Raw genomic sequence first — 4,547 nt, forward strand, 5'->3', positions numbered from 1 at the left:
GGCTTAGCGGGGGTGATCGAGTCGACGACGGGGGCGGTCAGCGCTTGCTGGCGGTGCGGGGCAGCGCGTGTTCGTGCGCTCCGTCACCGTCGAGAGAGCTGGATGCCGCCGATTCACGTGTCAAGAAGCCGGTCAGCTCACCAATCGCGCTCATCAGCGGGGCGGGGAAGACGACCGTCGTGTTCTTCTCTACGCCGAGTTCGGCAAGGGTCTGCAGGTTTCGCAACTGGAGGGCAAGGGGGTGTTTCATCATGGTGTCCGACGCGTCACCGAGTGCGGCAGCAGCCCGGGCTTCACCTTCTGCAGCGATGATCTTGGCCCGTTTTTCACGCTCGGCTTCGGCTTCTCGCGCCATGGCGCGCTTCATGCTGTCAGGTAACTGAATGTCCTTGAGTTCCACCAGGGTGACCTCCACGCCCCACTCGACCGTGGTGGTGTCGAGGATTTGGCGGATGCTGGCGTTGATTTTCTCGGTTTGGGCAAGCACGTCGTCAAGAGAGTGCTGCCCGACAACATTACGTAACGTGGTCTGCGCGATCTGATCAATTGCGGCGTGGACATTCTCGATGACGACCACTGACTTGCGGGCGTCGATGACGCGGAAATAGGCGACCGCAGCGATATCCACGCTGACGTTGTCCCGGGTGATGATGCCTTGTGACTGAATCGGCATCGTCACGATGCGCATCGACACTTTCCAGAGTCGGTCGATGAAAGGAACGATCAACCGCAGCCCTGGGTCGCGGATGCCCACCACCCGACCAAGACGAAAGTGAACAGCCCGCTCGTATTGCCACACGATCCGGATCGATGCGACCAGCAGCAGCGTGGCGATCAAGGCGGCCAAAGCTGTTATCAGTGCTGCGGTTTGGCTCACAGCGACTCCTTCGGTAAGGACGGCTAGGAGGCCGATACCACACGCTAGAGTCCTCGGTTTGCCGAAGCCAGCGGTCGGAAGTCCCTAAGGCGTAGGCGAAATACCCTGAGCCGACGCGCAGTCGATTGCCGCTGAGGTCTAATGACCCTGGCGCGACGTGGCGCGATCGGTAACGTCCAATCGGGGAGTGTGGAATCGGAGGCTGGTCGTGGCAGAGCGAACACCGGGCGCTGCGGTCGTCAGGAGTGCGCTGAGCGTGGCATGCCGCGCGCCCTCGATACACAACAGCCAGCCATGGCATTGGGTGTTCGATGGGCAGGCGTTGCACCTGTTCGTCGACCGGCGCCGGCTCGTGAGCGTCGCGGACCATTCCGGTCGCGAGGCGATCATCAGTTGCGGCGCGATGCTCGATCATGCGCGCGTTGCGATGGAAACCGCCGGCTGGGGAGCGAAAGTCGAACGATTCCCCGATCCCAAAAACCGCGATCAGCTGGCAACCCTGGAATTTCGCCCGCTCAGCTCGGTCACCGAAGTGCAGCGCAACCGCGCTGACGCCATCCTGGAACGCCGCACCGACCGGCTCCCATTTCGACGGCCCTCGTATTGGGCGTGGTTTATACCCGTGCTTCGGGAATCCGTCGAAGACAGCGTCATGATGTTGGACGAAATCTCTGATGAAGCCCGCCCCCGCCTCGCCCGCGCGTCGCGCCTCACGTCCGACCTGCGTCGCGATGATGCCGCGTATGAGACCGAACTGCGCTCTTGGACGGCTCCTTTCGCGCTCTGTGAGGGGATACCGCCGGAAAACCTCGCGACCTCACCCGAAGCCGCTCATGTGGACGTCGAAAGAGACTTCCCCGTCGTCAGCACCGTTGACCGGCGCCGAGATCACGACGCCGACCAATCGAGGATCGTGGTCTTGTCGACGGCGGACGATTCGCGAATGTCGGTCTTGCACAGTGGTGAAGCCCTTTCCCGGGTGCTTTTGGAGTGCACGGCAGCCGGCATGGCGACGTGCACCCTGACCCACCTGATCGAACTCGACGAAAGCCGCGACATTGTTGCGGGCTTGACCGCTCGGGGTGGGCAACCCCAAGCGCTGATTAGAGTTGGCCTCGCGCCGCCGATGGAGATGCCGCTGGCCGCGACGCCGCGGCTACCCCTCGACGAGGTGCTTGATATCCGTACTTTCGAGGGCCGAAAGGCCCTCGCCTAGACGACATGTGCCGCTGTGAGCGGGCCGCTGAGACTCCTTAGCCTCGTCGGTATGACGACCATCGAACCTGTCACCGTCCTCTCAGCGAGCGAAAGTTGGGAGCTGCTGAGTGGCGCGGCCTTGGGCAGGCTCGTCACGAGCGTTGACGGCCAGCCGGAGATCTTTCCCGTCAACTTCGTCGTCCAAGATCGCACGGTGCTTTTCCGGACGGCGGAAGGCACGAAGCTGGTGAGTTCCGCGATCAACAATCGTGTGCTTTTCGAGGCCGACGGTCACGGTGCCAGCGGAGGCTGGAGTGCGATTGTGCGGGGAACAGCTCGGATGCTGCGCACGAATGAGGACATTCAGCGCGCCGATCACGCACAGCTGCTGCCTTGGACTGCGACGTTGAAGCAGCATTACGTTCGGATTCTGCCGGCGTCGATCACCGGGCGCCGCTTCCAGTTCGGTCCCGAGCCCGAGACTGAATCCACCTTAGCCTGAAACGCTGTGCCCCCGAACATTCTGGCGCCCAGCCCTTTTGAGGACGCTTTGGCGGGCCGGACCGGTGCCGCCCTCACGGCGATTCCCGCTCTTGGGCATCAGCCCGATGCCGCCGGGAGCAATGGCCGGTTCTTTGTGGACGTATGTCCGCGGCGGGACCAACGCTGAGCAGGTGAGGACTTTCGGCCCCAGATACATAACCGAGTCACCGAATAACCTTTCCGCACAAGTGTCGGCATCTGTCTGCCGGAGCGTTGAGGCCGGAGTGTCCTATGGAAGACGTGCCCGTACAGCCCGCCGTGGTGGTCGGCGTCGACGGATCGGTGGCGGCTCGGTGTGCGGCGCTGTGGGCGGTCGATGAGGCTGTCAGCCACGACATCCCGCTTCGGCTGGTCCACATACTCGAGAGCGGGACGTCAAATTCGGACGATATCGCTTCTCAATCGGCCAGGGCCGAACAGTGGATCGGTGGCGTCCTCAGGGCCGTCGAGTCCACGAAGAAGCCGGTGAAGGTCGAAACTGACGTGATTCGCGGACACCCAGCCGAGGCCTTCATTCGGGTGTCTCGCTTCGCGGCGATGATTTGCATCGGTGCTGTCGGGTCAAACCACTTTCGGCACGGTCGGATTGGCTCGACTGCCGTTGCCGTGGCCGGCTCTGCCCATTGTGCCGTTGCCATCCTCCACGGAGGCACGCCCGCCGTCCGCCCGAACTCGAACGTCATCCTGGCGGTGACCGGCGATGCGCCCGATAACGGACTCCTGCTTGAGACGGCCGCCCGGGAGGCGGCTATGCGCGATGCCCCGTTACGGGTGATCAGATGTTGGCAACCACCTCGCTCGGACCCCCCAACCGCCCAAACAGGCGATCTGGCGATAGCGGCGCAGCTAGATCGTCGCTTGGCGCGATGGCGAGCTCGTTATCCCGATCTTCGTGCGGAGTCCGTTGCCGTGCACGGTCCACTTTCTGGCTATCTGAAGGCGCATGCTGAGCAGCTGCAATTGGTGGTTGTCAGCGCCCGCGGCCCGGGTCACGTGCGCGAGGTCGTCGGGGCGGCCGGCTACGGCGCCCTGGCCACCTCTGACTGCGTGGTTTTAGTTGTCGATCGTCAGCACCTTTGACAGGTATCGCGCATGATGAATGTCAAGACTGAGAGCCCAGCGCCGCATCACCGATCTCACGGAGGGTCCACCATGGTTGTGAGTGTCTTTCTCGTCGATGACCACGAGGTGGTCCGCCGCGGGATCATTGATCTACTAGGCGCCGATCCTGGGCTGGAAGTGGTCGGCGAAGCCGGATCGGTGGCCGAAGCAATGACCCGAATCGCAGCGGTCCGGCCCGACGTCGCAGTTCTCGACGTCCGTCTGCCCGACGGCAGTGGGATCGAATTGTGTCGGGATCTGCTGTCAGACATTCCCGACTTGCGGTGCCTGATGCTGACCTCGTTCACCTCCGACGAGGCGATGCTCGACGCGATACTGGCCGGCGCGAGCGGCTATGTGGTCAAGGACATCAAGGGCATGGAGCTCGCTCAAGCGATCAAAGATGTCGGTGCAGGCAAATCGCTGCTGGATAATCGGGCTGCTGCGGTGTTGATGGCGAAGCTCCGCGGTGCGGCCGAACGCAGCGATCCGCTTGTCGGGTTGACCGATCAGGAACGAACTCTGCTGAGTCTGCTCAGCGAGGGACTGACCAACAAGCAGATCGCCGCTCGCATGTTCCTTGCCGAAAAGACGGTCAAGAATTACGTGTCGCGGCTGCTGGCGAAGCTCGGCATGGAGCGGCGAACGCAAGCTGCGGTGTTCGCATCCAAACTCGAATCCACCGAGCGTGCGAGGCGATGATCCCGCCCACTGCACTGTGATCTCGTGACCGATTCAGCGAAGCGGGCCGGTGCGGTGCCCTCGGTGCGAGATACGTTGTCGCAACTTCGATTACGCGAACTCCTCGCTGAGGTGCAAGACCGGATCG

5 protein-coding genes are annotated in these 4,547 nt (G+C 62.8%); 4 read left to right on the top strand and 1 reads right to left on the bottom strand.

Annotated features, from left to right (window positions below):
- Nucleotides 1–37: 37 nt before the first annotated feature.
- On the bottom strand, nt 38–859 hold the full coding sequence (locus tag AC2VOG_RS19290) for a slipin family protein (protein ID WP_486941436.1): 822 nt from the start codon (nt 857–859) through the stop codon (nt 38–40).
- A gap of 274 nt (nt 860–1,133) precedes the next feature.
- Here AC2VOG_RS19290 and AC2VOG_RS19295 point away from each other — a divergent pair, with 274 nt between their 5' ends.
- The 4 genes from AC2VOG_RS19295 to dosR all read left to right on the top strand — a co-directional run bounded on the left by AC2VOG_RS19295 (nt 1,134) and on the right by dosR (nt 4,420).
- A complete protein-coding gene (locus tag AC2VOG_RS19295; RefSeq protein WP_486941437.1) occupies nt 1,134–2,093 on the top strand; it encodes an Acg family FMN-binding oxidoreductase in 960 nt (319 codons plus the stop codon).
- A 51-nt stretch (nt 2,094–2,144) separates the two neighbouring features.
- A complete protein-coding gene (locus AC2VOG_RS19300) occupies nt 2,145–2,576 on the top strand; it encodes a pyridoxamine 5'-phosphate oxidase family protein (protein WP_486941433.1) in 432 nt (143 codons plus the stop codon).
- A 272-nt stretch (nt 2,577–2,848) separates the two neighbouring features.
- Complete coding sequence (locus tag AC2VOG_RS19305; RefSeq protein WP_486941434.1) at nt 2,849–3,697, top strand: universal stress protein; 849 nt, start codon at nt 2,849–2,851, stop codon at nt 3,695–3,697.
- Between the two features lie 72 nt (nt 3,698–3,769).
- The gene (gene dosR / locus AC2VOG_RS19310) at nt 3,770–4,420 is read left to right on the top strand and encodes a hypoxia response regulator transcription factor DosR/DevR (RefSeq protein ID WP_486941435.1); all 651 of its coding nucleotides are present in this window, start codon (nt 3,770–3,772) and stop codon (nt 4,418–4,420) included.
- The last annotated feature ends 127 nt before the right edge of the window (nt 4,421–4,547 follow it).

It is taken from the genome of Mycobacterium sp. TH-M11 (assembly GCF_057473725.1).